18 protein-coding genes are annotated in these 19512 nt (G+C 49.1%); 3 read left to right on the top strand and 15 right to left on the bottom strand.

Features of this window, described 5'->3' with window-relative positions:
• Window positions 1–117: 117 nt before the first annotated feature.
• From argF to argC, 5 genes are all read right to left on the bottom strand, one after another.
• Window positions 118–1059 carry an ornithine carbamoyltransferase gene (gene argF / locus RDW05_RS03795; protein ID WP_021720575.1) on the bottom strand — a complete coding sequence of 314 codons (942 nt, stop codon included), beginning with the start codon at window positions 1057–1059 and terminating at the stop codon, window positions 118–120.
• Window positions 1060–1078: 19 nt separating this feature from the next.
• Window positions 1079–2269: an aspartate aminotransferase family protein gene (locus RDW05_RS03790; RefSeq protein ID WP_307977893.1), complete on the bottom strand. Its 1191-nt coding sequence runs from the start codon at window positions 2267–2269 to the stop codon at window positions 1079–1081.
• 38 nt (window positions 2270–2307) lie between these two features.
• Window positions 2308–3198: an acetylglutamate kinase gene (argB, locus tag RDW05_RS03785; protein ID WP_293691775.1), complete on the bottom strand. Its 891-nt coding sequence runs from the start codon at window positions 3196–3198 to the stop codon at window positions 2308–2310.
• Between the two features lie 244 nt (window positions 3199–3442).
• On the bottom strand, window positions 3443–4648 hold the full coding sequence (argJ, locus tag RDW05_RS03780) for a bifunctional glutamate N-acetyltransferase/amino-acid acetyltransferase ArgJ (protein WP_307977892.1): 1206 nt from the start codon (window positions 4646–4648) through the stop codon (window positions 3443–3445).
• A 92-nt stretch (window positions 4649–4740) separates the two neighbouring features.
• Window positions 4741–5775, bottom strand: a complete 1035-nt coding sequence (gene argC / locus RDW05_RS03775) for an N-acetyl-gamma-glutamyl-phosphate reductase (protein WP_307977891.1) — start codon at window positions 5773–5775, stop codon at window positions 4741–4743.
• 238 nt (window positions 5776–6013) lie between these two features.
• Between argC and RDW05_RS03770 the strand changes: the two genes are divergently transcribed.
• The 3 genes from RDW05_RS03770 (at window position 6014) to feoB (ending at window position 9223) form a co-directional block, all read left to right on the top strand.
• Window positions 6014–6838: a biosynthetic peptidoglycan transglycosylase gene (locus RDW05_RS03770; RefSeq protein WP_307977890.1), complete on the top strand. Its 825-nt coding sequence runs from the start codon at window positions 6014–6016 to the stop codon at window positions 6836–6838.
• A 133-nt stretch (window positions 6839–6971) separates the two neighbouring features.
• A complete protein-coding gene (locus RDW05_RS03765) occupies window positions 6972–7220 on the top strand; it encodes a FeoA family protein (RefSeq protein WP_210684700.1) in 249 nt (82 codons plus the stop codon).
• The gene (gene feoB, locus RDW05_RS03760) at window positions 7217–9223 is read left to right on the top strand and encodes a ferrous iron transport protein B (RefSeq protein ID WP_304134153.1); all 2007 of its coding nucleotides are present in this window, start codon (window positions 7217–7219) and stop codon (window positions 9221–9223) included. The genes RDW05_RS03765 and feoB overlap by 4 nt, the downstream gene beginning before the upstream one ends.
• Window positions 9224–9284: 61 nt before the next feature.
• On the opposite strand, the gene RDW05_RS03755 is transcribed toward feoB, so the two are convergent.
• From RDW05_RS03755 to pheT, 10 genes are all read right to left on the bottom strand, one after another.
• Entirely contained in the window at window positions 9285–10064 is a 780-nt protein-coding gene (locus RDW05_RS03755) for a hypothetical protein (protein WP_307977889.1), read from the bottom strand.
• A 49-nt stretch (window positions 10065–10113) separates the two neighbouring features.
• Complete coding sequence (locus RDW05_RS03750; RefSeq protein ID WP_307977888.1) at window positions 10114–10524, bottom strand: peptide deformylase; 411 nt, start codon at window positions 10522–10524, stop codon at window positions 10114–10116.
• A 36-nt stretch (window positions 10525–10560) separates the two neighbouring features.
• The gene (locus tag RDW05_RS03745; protein ID WP_307977887.1) at window positions 10561–11094 is read right to left on the bottom strand and encodes a hypothetical protein; all 534 of its coding nucleotides are present in this window, start codon (window positions 11092–11094) and stop codon (window positions 10561–10563) included.
• Between the two features lie 156 nt (window positions 11095–11250).
• A complete protein-coding gene (locus RDW05_RS03740) occupies window positions 11251–12012 on the bottom strand; it encodes a DUF3427 domain-containing protein (RefSeq protein ID WP_307977886.1) in 762 nt (253 codons plus the stop codon).
• The gene (locus RDW05_RS03735) at window positions 12012–14051 is read right to left on the bottom strand and encodes a DEAD/DEAH box helicase family protein (RefSeq protein WP_307977885.1); all 2040 of its coding nucleotides are present in this window, start codon (window positions 14049–14051) and stop codon (window positions 12012–12014) included. The genes RDW05_RS03740 and RDW05_RS03735 overlap by 1 nt, the downstream gene beginning before the upstream one ends.
• A gap of 2 nt (window positions 14052–14053) precedes the next feature.
• Window positions 14054–14461 carry a (deoxy)nucleoside triphosphate pyrophosphohydrolase gene (locus tag RDW05_RS03730; protein ID WP_374111009.1) on the bottom strand — a complete coding sequence of 136 codons (408 nt, stop codon included), beginning with the start codon at window positions 14459–14461 and terminating at the stop codon, window positions 14054–14056.
• A gap of 2 nt (window positions 14462–14463) precedes the next feature.
• Window positions 14464–14928 (bottom strand): hypothetical protein, encoded by a 465-nt coding sequence (locus RDW05_RS03725; RefSeq protein WP_307977883.1) that lies wholly within the window; start codon window positions 14926–14928, stop codon window positions 14464–14466.
• Window positions 14929–15003: 75 nt separating this feature from the next.
• Window positions 15004–15966 carry an MBL fold metallo-hydrolase gene (locus tag RDW05_RS03720; protein ID WP_307977882.1) on the bottom strand — a complete coding sequence of 321 codons (963 nt, stop codon included), beginning with the start codon at window positions 15964–15966 and terminating at the stop codon, window positions 15004–15006.
• Between the two features lie 148 nt (window positions 15967–16114).
• On the bottom strand, window positions 16115–16879 hold the full coding sequence (locus RDW05_RS03715) for a cyclase family protein (RefSeq protein WP_374111007.1): 765 nt from the start codon (window positions 16877–16879) through the stop codon (window positions 16115–16117).
• A 168-nt stretch (window positions 16880–17047) separates the two neighbouring features.
• Window positions 17048–19501, bottom strand: a complete 2454-nt coding sequence (gene pheT, locus RDW05_RS03710; RefSeq protein ID WP_307977880.1) for a phenylalanine--tRNA ligase subunit beta — start codon at window positions 19499–19501, stop codon at window positions 17048–17050.
• Window positions 19502–19512: the final 11 nt, after the last annotated feature.

Here is a 19512-nt window from a genome sequence, read left to right as displayed (position 1 = left end):
CCGAGCGCGTAGTGGACTTTCACCACCTAGTTATCGCCCATGCTGGGCGCACTACAAGAACGGCTAAGCATATAAACTATACGCTCAGCCGTTATATTTATACATCAAAGACCTGTTTTAGAGTACTTCGTCGCTCATCAGCAGCGCCATAATAGCCTTTTGTACGTGCAGTCTGTTCTCTGCCTGGTCGAAGACAACAGATTGCGGTCCTTCCAGCACTTCCTCGGTAATTTCTTCACCGCGGTGTGCAGGCAGGCAGTGCAGAACGATTGCTTCCGGACGTGCTTCGTTCAGCAGCGCCTGGTTAATCTGATAATTATGCAGTGCTTTGAAACGAACCTCACGCTCCGCTTCCTCGCCCATGCTGGTCCATACATCGGTATAGAGCACATCGGCGCCCTTAGCAGCCTTGAAGAGATCCTCCTCTACGGTAATGCTGCAGCCGGTCTGGGCAGCGTCCTCTTGTGCCAGACGCAGGATTTCCGGATCAGGCTGATAGCCCTTCGGGCTGGCGCAGATCATGTTCATGCCAACCTTAGCGCAGGCAAACATCAGAGAGTGTGCCATGTTGTTGCCGTCGCCTACATAAACCAGCTTACGGCCTTTGAGCACCTTCATCTTCTCCTGAATAGTGAAGATATCGGTCAGAGCCTGGCAGGGATGCAGTAAATCGGTCAAGCCGTTGATAACGGGAACGCTTGCATATTTAGCCAGCTCAATAACGGAATCATGGGAGAAGGTACGGATCATAATACCGTCAACGAAGCGGGAAAGTACACGCGCGGTATCACGGATAGGCTCGCCGCGGCCGATCTGGGAAGCGGAATCGCTCAGATAAATCGGATGGCCGCCCAGCTGCCAGAAGCCTACCTCAAAAGAGGTTCTGGTACGGGTAGAAGCCTTGGAGAACAGCATAGCCAGAGTTTTGCCCTTCAGATATTGGTGAGGTTCACCGGCCTTTTGCTTACGTTTCAATTTTTTTGCCACATCAAGAATTGTTGCGACCTCGCCTACGCTGAGGTCATGAATAGAAATCAGGTCTTTGTCTTTTAAACTCATTTTTTATCCCCTCTCGTTGTTAACAGGCCGCCAGCGCCTTATCCAGCGCAGCAACCACAATATCAATTTCTTCCTTGCTGATAATCAGCGGCGGTACAATGCGGATAACATTGCCTGCAGTGCAGTTCACAATAACATTGTTCGCCAAACAGCTTTCCACAATCGGCTTGCCCTCGCCGGCAACCTCCATGCCCAGCATCAGGCCGCAGCCGCGGACATCGGTAACCTTGTCAGGATATTTTTCCTGCAGCTTACGCAGCTCATTCTTAAAGTATTCGCCCTTTTCCGCAACCTTGTCTACCAGTCCTTCGGACTTGATAGTAGTCAGCGTTGCGTACACAGCGGCGCAGGCCAGCGGGTTGCCGCCGAAGGTGCCGCCGTGGTCGCCAGGCTTAAACACATGCGCCAGGCGCTCCGGCACAGCAAAGCCTGCAACCGGGAAGCCGCCGCCGATGCCCTTGGCAAAGGTCAGGATATCAGGCTTCACGCCGCTGTGCATATAAGCGAACCATTTGCCGGTACGCGCAACACCGGTCTGCACCTCGTCAAAAATCAGCAGCGCATCATGCTTGTCGCACAGCGCACGCACCTGCTGCAGATACTCAGCAGGCGGTACATGCACGCCGCCCTCGCCCTGGATAGGCTCCAGCAGAACAGCGCAGACATCATCATCCATCTGAGCCTCCAGCGCCTTAATATCGCCGTAGGGCACAAGCACATGTCCGGGGCTCAGCGGACCGTAGCCGACATGATAATAATCATGGCCGGTAGCAGCCAGCGTATCAAAGGTGCGTCCGTGGAAGGATTCGTCCGCAGAAATAATTTTATATTTCGTAGGCGCTTTGCTCACGCCATATTTACGTGCCAGCTTCATAGCGCCCTCATTGCCCTCTGCGCCGCAGTTGGCAAAGAAAATGCGATCCATGCCGGTAGCCTCGGCAACAACGCGCAAGGCCTTCGCCTGAATCTCGGTATAATACAGGTTGGAGCAATGCATCAGCTTGCCAGCCTGCTCACTGATAGCCTTCACCAGCACCGGATGATTATAACCAAGGCTGTTGACAGCAATACCGGCAAAGGCATCTACATACTCATTGCCCTCGTTGTCCCACACACGGCAGCCCTGGCCAAGCTCCATAACCATCTGATATCTGCCGAAAACAGGCAGATAATATTTTTCTGTTTCTTCTATAATTGTTTTTTTATCCATTGTCAAGAATATCTCCCCCTCATGCAAAATCCCTGCTATCAGATTTCTTTAACTACCTCGGTACCAACGCCCTTGTCGCTGAACAGCTCCATCAGAATAGAATGCTCGGCACGGCCGTCAATAATATGTGTTTTCTTGGCACCGCCGCTAAGAGCCTTAATGCAGGAACGAACCTTAGGAATCATGCCGCCGTCAATGCTACCCTTAAGAATAAGCTCATGAGCCTTTTCAAAGGTCAAAGTGGAAATAAAGCTGCTTTCATCCGGATATGCGGAATAAATACCGCGGACATCGGTCAGCACCAGCAGCTTTTCTGCCTTCAGCGCACCGGCAATTTCACCGGCAGCAACATCTGCATTAATGTTATAGGTTTCACCCTCGTCACCGACGCCGGTCGGAGCGATTACAGGAATATAACCGCCGTCCAGCAGGCAGTTAATCAAATCAGTGTTGACCTCCTTAACGCTGCCGACAAAACCGATATCTACCAGGTTAACCTCACCGTTTTCATAAACATCAGCCAGATATTTTTTAGCCTTCAGCAGGTTAGCATCCTTGCCGTTAAGGCCGACAGCCTTGCCACCTAAAGCGTTCAGACGGCCGACAAGATCGGTGTTCATTTTGCCTACGAGCGCCATCTCAGCAATAGCTGCGGATTCTGCATCGGTTACACGCAGACCGCCGACAAATTCACTCTTTTTACCGGCCTGCTCCAGCTGACGGCTGATTTCCGGACCGCCGCCGTGAACAACTACCGGACGCATGCCGGCGTATTGCAGAAACAGGATATCCTGCAGTACCTTGTTTTTCAGCTCATCATTCAGCATAGCGTTGCCGCCATATTTTACGACAATGGTTTTATCTTTAAAATTGCTCAGATACGGCAGTGCTTCCATTAAGGTATGTACTTGTTGTTCGTTCATTAACATAGGTAATGTCCTCCCTCATTTATATATATTTGTCTTGCGTTTATATTTATTATTGCTTCTCTCTAAAGACGCGAGAGAAGGTATTAGATGTAATTTCCATCTTACTTTATAGAATTAATAATATTATGCTCTCACTACCAATGACGAGCTAGAAAGTACCAGAAACGAGGAAAGCCGACGACGACGTACTAACAGTACGTCCAGGAGGCTTGACGAAGTATATGGTGCTTTATCGCTCGGCCAATCAGGTATGATATTCACCATTAATCTTCACATACTCATAGCTGAAATCGCAAGTCCATACAGTTACGCTTTCCTCACCGGCACCCAGGTCGATGCTCATGGAAATATCATGCTCGGCCATGGTCGGCGCCAGCTTTTCGGCAGGCACGTTGCAGTTCATGCCGTTTTCTACCAGACGGATACCGCCGATAGAAAGGTTTACCTTATCTGCCTCCATGGCAGCACCGCTGTAGCCTGCAGCGCAGACAATGCGTCCCCAGTTAGGGTCCTCGCCGAAGAAGGCTGTTTTTACCAGCGGCGATTTGGCAATAGCCATCGCTGCGGTTTTGGCATCCTCCCAGGTTGCGGCACCGGTAACATTTACCTCCAGGAATTTGGTAGCGCCTTCGCCGTCATGCGCAATCATTTTGGCAAGGTCGGTAGCACAGGCAACCAGCGCTTCGAAGAAGGCCGGATAATCCGGATGCTCCTCCGAAAGAATGATTTCATTTTCGGCCAGACCATTGGCCAGCACAATCATGCTGTCATTGGTGCTGGTATCGCCGTCGACAACAACCATGTTGAAGGATTTGTCGGCAGCCTTTTTTACCGCGCGCTTCAGCACATCGGGAGCAACGGCAGCGTCGGTAGTGATGAAGGTCAGCATAGTTGCCATATTCGGATGAATCATGCCTGCACCCTTAGCAATACCGGCAAAGGTTACCTTCTTGCCGCCGATTTCCGTTTCATAGGCAGCATGCTTGATAAAGGTATCCGTAGTCTGAATCGCCATAGCGCAGCTTTCACCCTCGCATTCGTCCAGGCTGTCAACAGCATCGGCAATGCCAGTCAAAAGGTTGTCCATCGGCAGGAACTGACCGATAACACCGGTGGAGCAGACAAATACTGCTTCCGGAGCAATGCCTAAAAGCTCTGCCGTATGCGCCTGCATTTTCTTGGCATCCGCCAGGCCCTGCTCGCCCGTGCAGGCATTAGCGCAGCCGCTGTTTACGGCAATAGCCTGCGCATAACCGTGCTTGTTGACCTCGCGGCTCACGAGCACAGGAGCAGAGCACATTTTATTTTGTGTAAATACCGCACCGCAGGCAGCAGGCACGGTACTGAAAATAACTGCTACATCATGATTGCCGCTGGCTTTGATACCGGCCTTGACGCCGGCAGCAAGGAAGCCCTGCGGTGCAGTCACCCAGCCTTCGATTTTCTTCATGAGATTCCCCTCTTTCTCAGGTGCTTACATCTTTTCTTCTGCGGCAGCATCACCGCTAAGCACCATTTTATAGTATAATAGTTATAACAAGCTTAAGGAACAAGCGGCAGCTGACGCAGGCCGGCAGTTTCATCAATGCCAAACATAACATTCATGTTCTGCACTGCCTGTCCCGCAGCACCCTTAACCAGATTATCAATACAATTCATGACAATAATGCGGCCTGTACGCTTGTCGGTCTGCCAGCCAAGGTCCACATAATTGGAGCCGCGGATATTCTTCAATTCCGGGCAAACTCCCTTACCGCGCAGACGGATGAAAAATTCATCGCCGTACATTGCCTGATAGGCCTCCTCAATCTGGGCATCCGTTACGCCCTGCTTCAGCTGTGCATAGCAGGTTGCATAAATACCGCGGTCCACAGGCAGCAGATGCGGTGTGAACTGAATCACTACATCCTCACCGGCAAACTCGCTGTAAATCTGCTCGATTTCCGGCGTATGGCGGTGCGAAGCAACGCCGTAGGCCTTGAAGCTTTCGTTGACACTGCAGTAAAGACTGCCTGCCTTCAGGCTGCGGCCCGCACCGGTCGTACCGCTTTTGGCATCAATCACAATGCCCTGAGCTTCAATCAGCTTATATTTTAAAAGCGGCACCAACGCCAGAATGCTGCAGGTTGTGTAGCAGCCGGGATTTGCCACCAGCTGCGCCCCGCGCACCTTATCGCGGAAAAGCTCAGTCAGACCGTAGACAGCCTGTGCCTCCGGGTCCTCATGCTTCACCTTGTACCACTGTTCAAACACATGGTAATCCTTAAATCTATAATCGCCGCCGAGGTCAATAATCTTGGTCTTGCTGCCTCGTAGCTGCTTGCCTATCTTCATAGCATGGCCATGAGGCAAAGCAATAAAAATCACATCACTTGCTGCTGCAATAGCATACAGCTCCTGCATCGACTGCAGATTCTTTTCAATACGTCCCGACAAATGCGGATACATAGAAGCAATCGCCTCTCCTGTACTGCTTTCAGAGGTAATTACGGCAATTTCCGCTTCCGGATGTCCGTCCAGAAGTCGCAGAAGCTCAACTCCTGCATAGCCTGTTGCACCGATAACACTTGCTTTCATATCCATCCTCCTTTGTACTCGATAATTATACAACTAAATTGTATAATTTTGCAAGCACTTTGTGAATTTTTTTGTAAAAATTAAGGGACAATAATCCATTTTACAATCTTATTTTACTACCTAAAAGGTAAATATACCAGTATTTTTTGCCAAAAGCACATTTTATTGTTACAATAGATGTGAAACCCGAATACGCCACTATTTAAAATATACCAAAATTATCAGCGAGGTGTATATTATGTTTAAAATTATCATCATGGCTTTGCTCATTTTTATTGGCATGGTGGGGTATGATAACATTACCGATAAGTCTCAGCCTACCACCCCTATACAGCAGGAGCAGCAAAAAACAAGCAAGCACGAAAAGTCCGCAGCTATGGCGCTTTTCGTCAGCCTGCTGCCTCCCAAGGAGGAATGGCCCTCGCCCGTACATAAATTCTATCTGGCCTTTAATATGGATGAGGTTATTGATCCTATCCGCCAAAACCCAAACTGGACCAGCCTTGACGCCATGTCACGCGATATACCGCAGGCACTCATTGCTATTGAGGACCACGCTTTTTACAATCACGGCGCTATTGCCGTGGAAGGCATTCTGCGCGCCGCACTGGCCAACATCAACGCCGGCGAGGTAGTGCAGGGCGGCAGTACGCTGACGCAGCAGTTTGTCAAAAACGTTTTTCTGTCGCACGAGCAAAGCATGGAGCGTAAAATCGAAGAAGCAGTGCTCTCGCTCATGCTGGAGGATAATTACAGCAAGGACGAAATTCTGGAGCTGTATCTGAACACCACCTACTTCGGCGCAGGCTCTACCGGTATTAAACAGGCCAGCAGAACCTACTTCGGCAAAGCACCTTCGGCGCTGACTCTGGCCGAGGCCGCCGTCATCGCCTCGCTTCCCTATGCACCCACCGGCCTCAATCCGCTGGAAAACCCCGAGGGCTGCAAAAAACGTCAGCTGCTGGTGCTGGCCGCTATGCATAAATACGGTATGATTAATCAGGGACAGCTGGCCGAAGCCAAGGCAGAAAAAATCCGCCTCACCAACGGCACCGTCATGTAAAGCTGTAACAAAATCGACACTGTATATTTTTTAAATTAAAGTTTATCACTAAAAACCCTGTTTTACTTGACCGCCTCATACTTCATATATATAATTAAAGCTTAAGCAAAATCACTCAAAGAAGGTCAAAATCATGGAAACTACAACATTAGATAAGCTTCCCTTAGGTCAGGAGGCTATCATTAAAAAGGTCGGCGGCGAAGGCAGCATTCTACGTCGCCGTCTGCTTGATATGGGGCTCACGCCCCGCACCCGCGTTATGGTACGCAAGCGCGCCCCGCTCGGTGACCCGCTGGAAATCTCCCTGCGTGGCTACGAGCTGACACTGCGTGCGGAGGAAGCCGAAAAAATCACCGTTACGCCGGAGGTGAGCGAAGCATGAAGCTGCATTTCGCCCTCGTGGGCAACCAGAACTGCGGCAAAAGCACGCTGTTCAACTATCTCACCGGCAGTAACCAGCACGTCGGCAACTTTCCCGGCGTAACCGTCCAGAAAAAGGAAGGCACTATTCTCGCTGTGCCTGACGCAGGCGTTATCGACCTGCCCGGCATCTACTCGCTTTCTCCCTACACCTCGGAAGAAATTGTTACGCGTGACCTGCTTTTATACAACAAGCCTGACGCTATTATCAACGTTATTGACGCCACCAATATCGAACGCAGCCTGTATCTTTCGCTGCAGTTAATTGAGCTGAATATTCCGATGGTCATTGCCCTCAACATGATGGACGAGCTCACCGTCAGCGGCGGCAGTATTGACATCAAGGCCATGGAGGATTCGCTGACCGTGCCTGTTGTCCCCATCACCGCCAACTCCGGCGAAGGCGTGGGCGAGCTTTTGCGTCGCGCCGTAGAGGTAGCGCAAAACCAGCAGCTGCCCCAGCGTCTTGATTTCTGCAGCGGTCCTGTGCATACCGCTATTCACAGTATCGCCCACTTAATCGAAACTAAAGCACGCCGCCAGAACCTGCCGCTGCGCTTTACCGCTACCAAGCTTATCGAGGGCGACAGCGATTTCGCCAAGGCACTGCAGCTTTCGGAAAACGAATGCGATATCATCGGCCACTTCGTTACCGAGATGGAGCAAAACCTCAAAACGGATAAGGAAGCGGCGCTGGCAGATATGCGCTATGCTTATATTGAGGACCTCTGTGCGCAGACCGTGCAGAAGCCCAAGCATACGGAAGCACAGCTGCGCTCTGTTAAAATCGACCATTATCTGACGCATAAATTCTATGCTATCCCTATTTTCGTGCTTATCATGGGCCTTGTTTTCTGGCTCACCTTTGACGTTATCGGAGCTTTTCTCAGCGACATCCTCAGCAATGTTATCGATGCTGTAACAGCTTCGGTTGATAACACGCTCACCGTGCTGGATATCGCACCGCCGATGCATTCGCTAATTATCGACGGTATCTTCTCCGGCGTCGGTGCCGTGCTTTCCTTCCTGCCGACCATCGTCACCCTGTTCTTCTTCCTATCAATGCTGGAAGACAGCGGTTACATGGCGCGTGTTGCCTTCGTTATGGATAAGATGCTGCGTAAAATCGGCCTCTCCGGTTCCTCCTTCGTACCGATGATCATCGGCTTCGGCTGCAGCGTGCCGGCAATCATGGCCTCGCGCACCCTCGCCAGTGAGCGCGACCGCAAAATGACCATTATGCTCACACCGTTCATGAGCTGCAGCGCCAAGCTGCCCATCTACGGTATGTTCATCGCCGCCTTCTTCCCGCATAACGGCGGCCTGGTCATGCTTTCGCTCTATCTCACCGGTATCTGCGTAGCTATTCTCTCCGGCTTTTTGCTCAACAGCCTGGTGTTCCGCGGCAAGCCTGTTCCCTTCGTCATGGAGCTGCCTGCCTACCGTCTGCCGACGGCGCGTAACATCATCATGCACATGTGGGAAAAGGCCAAGGACTTTCTGCATAAGGCCTTCACGGTTATCTTCCTCGTCAGCATCATCGTCTGGTTCCTGCAGAACTTTGACATCCGCTTTTACATGGTAGATGCCTCCGACAGCATTATTGCCTCCATCGGCAAGCTGGCAGCGCCGATCTTCGCGCCGCTCGGCTTTGGCAGCTGGCAGGCAACAACCTCGCTCATCTGTGGTATTACCGCCAAAGAGGTTGTCATCAGTACGCTTTCTGTGCTGGCAGTCGGCAGCGGCGGTGCGCCTGATCTGGCAAGCCTCTTTTCGCCGCTCACGGCCTACACCTTCCTGGTGTTCTGCCTGCTCTATCCGCCCTGCGTCGCAGCGCTGGCTACCATCCGTCGCGAGCTGAACTCCGATACCAGCACGCTCTGCCTCATGGGCTATGAGCTTGTTGTGGCCTGGTGCGTAGCGTTTATCGTAAGACAAATCGGCTTAATGCTTGGCTTCGCCTAAAAAATTGCATAAGAAAACAGCCCAAAACTCATAATTTGAGAATTGGGCTGTTATTTTTTGCCTATTTTACTGCGTCCAGCTCTTTTATCCGCGCATACGCCTGCTGCCAGCTCGTCAGCGACAGCTGCCACAGCTCGCTGTACGCCCGCACTGCCGCCTGCGGCGAACTTGCATACAACGCGCACAGTCCCCGCACTCCTGCATAAGGATAGTACGGAATGCACGTCTGCACCTCCTCGGGCGTCTGCAACAGCGCCTGCGCCAACGCCAAATGCCCCTGCTGCAGGCACCACAGCCAGCGGGCAAACTCCGCCAGCGTTTCCTTGACTACGGCAGCCTGCGCCGCCTCCGTCTGCCGGCCATACCAATAGCGCTGCGCCTGCTTGTACTCCGCACTCTGCACCGCAGCGCCGGCAGCGCCAAAGTGCGCCAGCAACGCCTGATAATGCAACAGATGCACACGCTCATGCACCAGCACGGAAGCATAATAGGCTGCATAATCCCAGCTATGCTCAGCACATTCCTGCCTGATAGCGTTCACATAAAGCGTAATGCCCTTGCCCGCAGCAAATTCACCGTGCAGCAGGCGTTTAAACTTTAGCTGCTGCAGCTTTTTGCTCCACTCGGCATATTGCTTGCCAAGCCTTGGCAAAGCAGCAATATCATACTCCGCCTGCAACGCTTCCGCACGCCGGAGTAATTGCCTGCCCTCGCGCTGCACGGCAACCGTGTCATAGCGCCCATACTGCCTGTAAAGCAGCACTTCGGACTCCGCATACGCTATTGGCAGGCCAAGCCGTTCGGGAGCAGTGACGATATTTTCTAAGATAAGCTCTAACATTCTTTTTAACTCAGCAAGCACTTTTCAGCTTCTCGGGCCATCACCGCGCTTAAATTATAATACCATGGCAATGGTCAATCTCATGCTGGATAATCTGCGCCGTAAAGCCGCTGAAGCTCTGCTTGCACTTTTTAAACTGCATGTCCTGATAAGCCACGGTAATTTTTTCATAGCGTACTGTAGCACGCTCGCCTTCAAGTGACAGGCAGCCCTCCTCAGTCATATATTTGCCGGAGCGCTTGATAATCTCCGGGTTCAGCATGGCAATATTCGTAGGGCCGATATTTACGGCGATAACGCATTTGGATACGCCGATCATATTTGCGGCCAGGCCCACGCAACGGTCCGCATGAGCTGCGAGCGTATCTAATAAATCCTGCGCTACTGCAATATCCATAAAGGTTGCAGGCTGCGATTTTTGTGCCAAAAAGGCTTCATCTCTAATTATTGGTTTTTCCATGGTGTACCTCCGGGAGTTTTTTTATATCTAAAGCTATTATCCTCTTACTGAGAACTGACCGACAATCTGTATATAAGTATCCTTATCAGCTTCCAGATAATTTTCCAGCCAAGAATCCAACGACTGAATAAAATGTCCCTTGCTGTCTTGTGTCGGATATATATGTTCATCGATACTCTCAAGATAATCTTTAAGCTGATATTTTACCTTCAAATAATCTTTGCCGGCAGCCTTATCTATAATATTCTTAAGGCCTGCTATTTTATTATCAAAGTACTGCTTAAGATAGCCTTTTTTGATAATAATAACATTATTATTAAGTTCACATACATTATCATCTGCATACGCGTTGACTAGCTCAAAAAATCTTTCAGTTGCATCTGCCAAAGCTTCCGTGTCCTGCAGCTCGTCCATACAAGCATAAGCACCTTCGCCAAAGCAAGCTGTAAAATATGTATCGCTATAAATATCCATTTCCGATATATCTCTATATACCTTACTTTCTTGCAGCGTCAATGCTTTAGCTGTACTAAGGGTTTTGATAATATAAACATTGCTTATAAAGCTCATATTTTGCCTATCCTTTTCTTGACTACATTCTCTAATATTTACTCAACAACAGACGCAGCTTCACGCTTTTTCAAATATACAATCTCTGTGCCATTCTAAAAAGGCTTTGTCGATATTATACTTGCCGGGAACAGCCTTCAAAGCAATCTCAGGCCATCATCCTTCAAAATAATCATAAATCTTTGCTTCTACCGGCGTTTTCATTTCATAAAACATTTGCACAATAGAAAGCTTTTCGCCCTTATTGCCGGTAATCGTGGTGCCAATGCTTTGCTTATGCAGCATTTCACCCATAAAATAAAACTCTGAACCCTCAGCATCACTCTTTTTGATAAACAAAAGCTTCAGCGTTTCCGGCTGCTCAATCGCTGCAACCTCCGGCGATTCAATATTAACTCTGCTACGAGTCTGCCAGTTAAAAATCGTAGGACTGGCAAATCTGTCATCATATTTAGTGCTTTCGCTAATGTTTTCGTCCTTTTTATAGGTTACAAAGATTGGACAGGTATTATATTTTACCCTATAACCATAAACAACAGCGCTTTCATCCTTCGCCCAATTCAATATACGGCAGACATCCTTACGCGTATATGAACCATACAGCTTGAAGCCATGATAAAATTTCGTCGGCTTATAATCAGACAAAAAGCGTTTTTCTGCATAGGCCAAAGCATCATTAACATAGCTGTAAAACTCTTTATTCGCCAGCAATTTGCTAAATTTTTCACTTAAACAAATACTGCCTGCATCCGCATTTACCAACGATATACTACCATATTTATGTGCGTCAGCAGTCTTAAAAAACTGCATAGTTAATACATTCACTACGCTGGCAATCGTTGCTGCCGAAGTTGCAAGCTGATACTTATCCTGCATATATTGGATAAATGCAGGCACATCAATTTGCGTATGCTGCATTAAGTAGCACTCAATGTGCTTTCATAAGGATCTGCATACTGTCTGAAGTTGTAATAGGACTTCTTCTTTTGGATAAACAGATACGGATCCTTGTCGCCCAAATCCAAGAAATCCAGCATCATCGGTGCATGACCAAGCTTAGACTTTACTAATTGATAGGATTCCTTGAGCTTGCGCAGCTCCAGAAAATTATTTTTATTTAAAGAGTCAAAAATACGCTCCCGAACTACATCAGTAAAATAAACTGTCGACGCACCCGGCAAAAAGTTATTATGCAAAATGCGACGCACTTTATCCTTACTGCCGCTACGATCACCATACAATGCTATCGGCAACATGTAATTATTTTCGTAGTTACCGATAAAGTCAATAACTTCAAGATAGCGCTTGCCTTTACTCTTACGCAAGCCACGACCTAGCTGCTGCACAAAAACAATGGCGGACTGTGTCGGTCGCAGCATAATAATTTGGTTGATAGATGGTATATCTACACCTTCATTCAAAACATCAACAGAGAAAAGATAATCAAGCTTATCTACGCCCTCTTCATCGCTTTCAAGACGTTTTATAAGCCTTGCACGCTCTTCCTCACTGGTAGCACCAGCCAAAAAGGCAGCTCTTTTGCCATGCTTATTAAACGCCTCTGACAAGGCTTTCGCTTCTTCTATCCTGCTGCAAAAAACTATACCCTTGACGCGCCCTTGATCACAGCCATAAAAATCTGCATAATACAGGATATTTTTGACACGCTCTTCGCTAGTAAGACGAGCGAAATCGGCATTATCATCTAAAAGCTCACCATCTACAACAATTTCGCTTACACCATGATAATGAAACGGCACCAGCATATTTTCAGCCAAGGCCTGATGCAAACGGATTTCGTAAGCAATATTATGGTCAAAGGTTTCAAAAATATCACAGTCATCAGAACGCTCCGGCGTCGCTGTCATGCCTAGTAAAAATTTAGGCTTAAAATAGCTCAGTACCTTTTGATAGCTCTTGGCTCCTGCATGATGCGCTTCGTCGATAATAATATAATCAAAAGCATCCGGCGCAAAGGCATGCAGGTTTTCATCCTTCACCAATGTCTGTACGGTAGCAAAAACATAGTCTCTGTCGATTTCTCTGTGACCGTTGGTAAACAAACCGGTCGTGATATGCTCATCAATAATCTGCTCAAAGCTCTCCTTAGATTTACGCGCAATCAGCCCACGATGCACTATAAACAGGCAACGTTTAGGCTGCGCTGCCCTCACATCAAAGGCAGAAAGATACGTTTTACCTGTACCGGTAGCAGAAATCAGCAGAGCACGATTCTTGCCCTCTGCCCTAAGTGCAGCAATATTTTGCAAGGCTGCTGCCTGCATTTTATTAGGATTGATTTTATACAGCTTATGTATTTTCGTATAAGCATGCTGCCGTTGACTGCGCGCCTCTCCGTAAATGCGTTCATAAGCAGCAATCCATTCCTCAGTAACAGGTGTAGCATCATCCCACGCCTGATTAAGCTCTTCCTGCATCTGCCTGATTAAAGCGCCATCCTTCATGGACGAAAGCTGCACATTCCACTCACGGTTAACAGTCAGCGCACTTTGCGTCAAATTACTGCTGCCGACAATCATAGTGTAATTTTCATCCTTAGCAGATGTTGCGTGTGTATGGAACAGGTAACCCTTAGCATGAAAATTATAATCAGAGGTGATTATCTTCAATTCCAGATTAGGAAACTGCAGCAATCTGCGCAGCGCTCGCGGTTCCGTAAAATTTTGGTATTGCGAAGCCAAAATCTTACCCTTAATATGCTTATTTTCCAATTCCTTCAGCGTATCAATTAAGCAGGCAATACCGCTATTAGTCACAAACGCTACAGAAAAGAAAAATTCATCACAATGCTCCAGCTCAAACAGCAGGTTTTCCAATACCTTTACCTGCTCCTGCTGGTTATTGGTTAATATTTTCGGCAAAAAGCGTTCATCAGTTTCAATATTAAAATCAATAAAGCCCGCCTCAAGATACAAGGCAAGTTCACTGCTGTTCACGATTAATCAATCTCCTCTTGCTGCAGACGCTCCACAATCGGCATATCTGCTGCCGCCCAATCCAAGCTGCTTAAATCTGCCGGAGCCAGCCATTTTGCGGCCACATGCTCCTTCATAACGAACTTGGGCTGTGCCAGCTTGCACACATACGCATGCATGGTAATCGCAAAATCAGGATAGGTGTGCTCCACCGTCATCAGATACGCATCCTCAGGAATGCTGATGTCCATGTCCATTTCCTCGCGCAGCTCGCGTTCCAACGCGGTATGACGCTCTTCGCCAGCCTCTACCTTACCGCCGGGAAACTCAAATTTATAGCTTACATAATCAAATTTGCCTTTATTACGCTGCATACACAAAATCTTGCCGTCATGCTCAATTACCGCTGCCACTACCTCATAATGCTTCATCATTACAACCTCCGTGCGTTTTCTCTTGTTTCTTTCAACATAACTACTGCATCATATACCGCTTCTCCATTAGTACCGGGAATAACATCCTCAAAATCAGCATAGCTTCTGTTAAACGAATTAATAACTCTATTTTGACTATTATAAAATGTAGCATGTAGTGTTCTTCTCATTCTACAGTCAAGATCATATTCATCATGTGAAATAAGGTATTCATCTTTATCTGCGTCATACCATTCCACCCATACAAGTGCACATTGATGATTACCATGCCCATACTTTTCGCTGCCGATATAAAATCTTGCCGTTGCTGTATCAATCCACGCCCCGTAATGTGCATCAGAACCTATCCAATACCATCTCGGCGGCTGCGGCGGATTAAAGGCTGCACAGGTTGCAGTCAGCGACAGCAGTAAAACCAACAAACACAATATTTTCTTCATCACAAACACACCTTTCAAACTCATTTATCTTTTATCTTGTTTATTTGTAAAGAATTTCTATTCCCTATTCTACCCCACATCTTCTCCTTAAGCAACCTTCTACCGCTCCGTCATAACATCACAGTTCTTGCCGTCCGTTGTCACCGTCAGCGTACCGTGATCATGCGTTGTCAGCACCTTCGCATCAAGATGCGTTAAACTACCCACCACGTTCTTGTTCGGATGCTTGTAAATTGAAAAATCACCGCAGCTGATGAGCGCATATTTAGGCTTAACCTTGCTGATGAACGGCCAATAGGACGATGTCTTGCTGCCGTGATGGCCAACCTTCAACACGTCCGCCTGCAGCGCAGTGCCGTATTTTTGCTGCAGCGCATCCTCCACCGGCGCCTCTGCATCACCCGTCAGCAGCATCTTAAAGCTACCATAATGCAGCATCAGCACCAGGCTGGTGTTATTCATATTCTTCAGATCCTTTTTATTAAGGAAATCCCCCGGTGCCAGCACCTCGATATAATAATTTTTGTCAATTTTAATCGTATCCCCGGCCTTCAGCGCCTGACCGTGATACTTGCCGGCACGCAAATCCTGGTCCAGCGCCACGGACGCTTTGTAACCGCTGTTGACATAACCGCTGTCATAAATATTGCTGACGCCGTATTTACCGCGCACGTACATGATATTACCCATATGATCACGATGATGGTGTGTCACAAAAACTGTCTTGATTTTGCTGACGCCAGCCTTATCCAGCGCCTTAATCAGCGCCTGCCTGCCGCCGCTGTCGCCAACCTTATCCTTAACGTCATTGCCAACATCAATCATGATATTACGCTTGCCGTCCTGCAGTAAAATCGCATCTGCCTGCCCCACATCCAGCACGCTGATGCGCAGCTTTCCTTGTGCTATGCCGCCATCCTGCTTCTGCTGCATGGTCTGCGGCAGATTATTCCGGACTGCTGCCCGCACACTTTCAGCGTTCGGCTGATACAAGCCGCTGTACGCTGCCAGCGCCACGATAAAGGCTACAATAATCTGAAAAACAAGCTTTAATTTACGCATGAATATCTTACTTCCCTCTTCTTTACCCAATTAATCAGCTTTTTGCTAATACATTTATTATATCACGCATACAAAAAGGCGTACATACTTTTAAATCGCATGTACGCCTAATTCTTAATCTGTTAGTTTAAAACGCCTGAAATTTTTCTTATTTCTTCGGTGTAATCGCCAACACGCGCGCCGGCAAGCCGGTCGCTCCTTCAATACGCGGCCAGGCCGCAACCAGCAATGCACCAGCAGGTGCCACGCGGTCCAGGTTCTGCAGCACTTCAATCTGCAGCTTGCCCTTGCCCAGCACATAGCGCTCGCACGCCAAATCGCCTGCTTTGGCAGCCTCTACCGAAGCATCTGTATCCAGTGTTTCGTGACCATTGGCTGCAGCATTGCGCTCTTCATAAATATATTGCAGCGCCGGCAAAGACCAGCCGGGGAAGTTTTCGCTGCCGTCGTCAGCAATACCGCTCAGCTTATCCATATCCGGCCAATTTTTATACCAGTCTGTGCGCAATGCCACAAAAGCGCCGTCGGGAATCGGTCCATATTCCGCCTCATAAGCCTTGATATCCTCCACCGTTACGGCGTAATGCACATCCTCCGCAACCTTGGCGGTGATATCAATCACGCACAAGGGAAACAGCATCTGCTGCGCGCCAAACGCTTCGGATAAAGGCATATCCTTGACAAAGTGACCGGGAAAGTCAATGTGTGTGCCGTATTGCCCGGGAAATTTAAAGGTCTGAATCAAACATTCCAGCATCGGGTTGCCCCAATCGAAAACCGTCTTGCTAACCTCTACGGAGCCTGCGGGAATCCCGCTCCACACCGGGCTGTCATTGTTCATGGAGTGGGAAAGCTCCACCCATTCATAAGCATCTGATTTCATTTCTGCTAACATGTTCCATAATTTGTACATAAGAAAACCCCCTCAATAAAAAATATTGGTCTTCACTATTATCATAGTACATTAATAGGAATTTGTAAAGCAGATATTTTAACAACGGAATTTTTGTACAAATGCAAAAGACCCGCCACCGCTAAACAGCGGCAGCGAGTCCTTTTATACGTAATAATTATATCTTAATTAATCTCTCAGCTTAGCCTTATATGCTTCGGCAACCTCAGCAATTACCTTCTTCATAGAAGCATCAACCTCAGCGTCGGTTAGGGTGCGGTCAGCAGCCTGATAGGTCAGGTTGAAGGCCATGGATTTGCAGCCTGCGGCAACCTGCTTGCCGGTGTAGATATCGAATACACGCACACCCTGCAGCAGCTCGCCTGCATGCGCACGGATAACCTGCTCCAGCTCGGCGTTGGTTACCTCTGCCGGAACAACAACGGCAATATCGCGGCTCATGCTCGGGAACTTGGGCAGATGCTTGTATTGCGGTACAGCGGTTGCGCTTGCTACCAAAGGCTCTACGGCCATTTCCAGCACGTAGGTAACCTGATCCAGCTCAAAGTTTTCCTGAACTACCGGGTGCACCTCGCCGAAGGAACCGATAACCTCGCCGTTGACAACGATGTCACAGCTCTTGCCCGGATGCAGATACGGCTGTTGGCTGCGAGTCATGGTGTAATCGCTCACCTGCATTGCTTCCAGCAGTCCTTCAACGATGCCCTTCATATCATAGAAGTCAACGCTGCCTTTATCATCGCACCAGTTGAGAGCCTTGCGGCTGCCACTCAGTACTGCGGTCAGCAGCTGGCGCTCCTCGGGATCCTCGGTCAGCGGCAGTGCCTTCGGCAGGAAGATACGGCCGATTTCAAACAGTGCAACACTGTTGTTGTGGTTGCGCAGGTTGAAGGAGGCAGTCTGCAGTGCGCTCGGAATCATGGTGGTGCGCATTACGGAGAAAGCGTCGGTAATCGGGTTCAGCAGCTCGATGCAGCTACGGCGTGCATCATCTGCTGCCAGCAGCATTTTATCATAAGCGTTAGCCTTGATGAAGCTGTAGGTCATCATTTCGCTCAGGCCAGCGCCTACCATGTAATCCTGTACATCGTCCTTAACATCGTCCAGCACAGACTGGCTGCCTTGAGTGATGGTCAGCTCCGGCTGATGGCTTTCGATGAAGTCATAGCCATGCATACGGGCAATTTCTTCGCTGATATCAGCATCGCAGTCGATATCGCGGCGCCAGGTAGGAGCGGTAATCAGCAGCTCGCCGTCCTTTGCTTCTACGCCGAAGCCCAATTTGGTAAGGATAGCAACCATTTCTTCCTCAGCAATATTTACGCCGATGCGGCCGTTAATCTTTGCTGCGGTAGTGGTAATTACTGCCGGTTTTAGCTCCTCAGGATAAGCCTCTACGATACCACTGAAGGTTTCGCAGGCACCCATTTCTTCCAACAAATGAGCAGCGCGGTTCAGTGCGTCATGGTCGCGGATGGTGTCTACACCGCGCTCAAAACGACCGCTGGCTTCACTGCGCAGGCCCAGCGCACGGGAGGTGCGGCGGATGGAAGGACCATGGAAGGAAGCAGCCTCCAGAATAACGTTCTTGGTTTCGTCGGTAACCTCGGTCAACAGACCGCCCATAACACCGCCAAGACCGGCAGCCTTTTCGGCATCACCGATGGTAATCATAGCGGAAGTCAGCTCACGCTCCTTGCCGTCGAGGGTAACAAGCTTTTCGCCCTCTTCTGCACGGCGCACAATCAGAGTGTGGCCTGCAACCTTGTCGGCATCATAAGCATGCATCGGCTGGCCCAGCTCCAGCATAACATAGTTGGTAACGTCAACTACGTTGCTGATGGGGCGCACGCCGCAGGCACGCAAACGGCGCTGCATCCATTCAGGAGAAGGCATGATTTTGATATCCTTCAGCACGCGGGTAGCAAAGCGGGAGCACAGCTCCGGTGCGTCAATTTTTACGTTTACATAATCGCTGGCCTTACCTGCGGCAGCTTCCTTAACGTCCATAGCGGGCATTTTCAGCGGGCAGCCGGTGATAGCGCTGATTTCACGCGCCAAGCCGATAATGCTGAAGCAGTCTGCACGGTTGCTGGTCAGGTCGATATCGATAACGGTATCATCCAAACCTAAAACTGTTTTGATGTCTACGCCAATCGGAGTATTTTCCGGCAGAATGAAAATGCCGTTTCTTTGCTCCGGCAGCAGCAGCTTGGATTCAATACCTAGCTCATCGGCACTGCACAGCATGCCGAAGGAATCAAGGCCGCGCATTTTAGCTTTTTTCAGCTTCAGGCCTTGCGGGTTGCGCTCGCTCGGAGGCAGTACGCTGCCAACTACGGCAACAGGCACAATGTCATATTGATGTACGTTTTGCGCGCCGGTAAGAATCTGCACCGGCTCGCCGCCTTGGCCGTAATCCAGCATGCAAACCCACAGGTGGTCGCTGTCGGGGTGACGGTGAATTTCCATAACCTTACCGGTGATAACACCCTCCAGGCCTTCGCCTAATTTTTCTACAGTGTCAACCTCCAGGCCGACACGGGTAATTTTATCGCACAGCTCCGCAACGGAGATGTTAATATCTACATATTGTTTTAACCATTCTAAAGATGCAAGCATGATGGATCCTC

The sequence above is a fragment of the uncultured Phascolarctobacterium sp. genome (assembly GCF_902463975.1).
Classification (GTDB): Bacteria; Bacillota; Negativicutes; order Acidaminococcales; family Acidaminococcaceae; genus Phascolarctobacterium_A.
The sequence above is the reverse complement of the archived record's forward strand: the minus strand, read 5'-3'. Positions and strand labels throughout refer to the sequence as shown.

Bases quoted from the DNA above. Each gene is read 5' to 3' on its own strand.
- RDW05_RS03745 (WP_307977887.1), bottom strand. From the start codon at position 11,094: ATGAGCTTTATAAGCAATGTTTATATTATCAAAACCCTTAGTACAGCT.
- argC (WP_307977891.1), bottom strand. From the start codon at position 5,775: ATGAAAGCAAGTGTTATCGGTGCAACAGGCTATGCAGGAGTTGAGCTT.
- RDW05_RS03740 (WP_307977886.1), bottom strand. From the start codon at position 12,012: ATGCAGCATACGCAAATTGATGTGCCTGCATTTATCCAATATATGCAG.
- RDW05_RS03715 (WP_374111007.1), bottom strand. From the start codon at position 16,879: ATGTACAAATTATGGAACATGTTAGCAGAAATGAAATCAGATGCTTAT.
- argB (WP_293691775.1), bottom strand. From the start codon at position 3,198: ATGTTAATGAACGAACAACAAGTACATACCTTAATGGAAGCACTGCCG.
- RDW05_RS03770 (WP_307977890.1), top strand. From the start codon at position 6,014: ATGTTTAAAATTATCATCATGGCTTTGCTCATTTTTATTGGCATGGTG.
- RDW05_RS03750 (WP_307977888.1), bottom strand. From the start codon at position 10,524: ATGGAAAAACCAATAATTAGAGATGAAGCCTTTTTGGCACAAAAATCG.
- pheT (WP_307977880.1), bottom strand. From the start codon at position 19,501: ATGCTTGCATCTTTAGAATGGTTAAAACAATATGTAGATATTAACATC.
- argJ (WP_307977892.1), bottom strand. From the start codon at position 4,648: ATGAAGAAAATCGAAGGCTGGGTGACTGCACCGCAGGGCTTCCTTGCT.
- feoB (WP_304134153.1), top strand. From the start codon at position 7,217: ATGAAGCTGCATTTCGCCCTCGTGGGCAACCAGAACTGCGGCAAAAGC.
- argF (WP_021720575.1), bottom strand. From the start codon at position 1,059: ATGAGTTTAAAAGACAAAGACCTGATTTCTATTCATGACCTCAGCGTA.
- RDW05_RS03730 (WP_374111009.1), bottom strand. From the start codon at position 14,461: ATGAAGCATTATGAGGTAGTGGCAGCGGTAATTGAGCATGACGGCAAG.
- RDW05_RS03720 (WP_307977882.1), bottom strand. From the start codon at position 15,966: ATGCGTAAATTAAAGCTTGTTTTTCAGATTATTGTAGCCTTTATCGTG.
- RDW05_RS03765 (WP_210684700.1), top strand. From the start codon at position 6,972: ATGGAAACTACAACATTAGATAAGCTTCCCTTAGGTCAGGAGGCTATC.
- RDW05_RS03755 (WP_307977889.1), bottom strand. From the start codon at position 10,064: ATGTTAGAGCTTATCTTAGAAAATATCGTCACTGCTCCCGAACGGCTT.
- RDW05_RS03725 (WP_307977883.1), bottom strand. From the start codon at position 14,928: ATGAGTTTGAAAGGTGTGTTTGTGATGAAGAAAATATTGTGTTTGTTG.
- RDW05_RS03790 (WP_307977893.1), bottom strand. From the start codon at position 2,269: ATGGATAAAAAAACAATTATAGAAGAAACAGAAAAATATTATCTGCCT.